Here is a 245-nt window from a genome sequence, read left to right on the forward strand (position 1 = left end):
AAGGAACCTGCGACCGGGTTATGCACCGCCATCTCGCCGAGGGCGCGCATGATCACCAGGATCGCCAGGCCGCCGATGATGTAGGACAGCATGATGGCCGGGCCGGCCATTTCGATGGCCTTGGCCGAGCCGAGGAACAGGCCGACACCGATACAGGCGCCGAGGGCCATCAAGCGAATATGCCGTTCGCCGAGTTCGCGTTTCAGCGGGCCGCCCTGAGCGGTCTCGCCGTGGGGCAGTTGGTT

General features: G+C 65.7%; 1 pseudogene. It reads right to left on the reverse strand.

Features of this window, described 5'->3' with window-relative positions:
* Window positions 1-239 (reverse strand): annotated as a pseudogene (locus SB756_RS33905) (amino acid permease); the annotation flags it as partial.
* Window positions 240-245 lie beyond the last annotated feature (6 nt).

Origin of the sequence: Pseudomonas sp. SIMBA_068 (assembly GCF_046534705.1) — a bacterium.
Classification (GTDB): domain Bacteria; phylum Pseudomonadota; class Gammaproteobacteria; order Pseudomonadales; family Pseudomonadaceae; genus Aquipseudomonas; species Aquipseudomonas putida.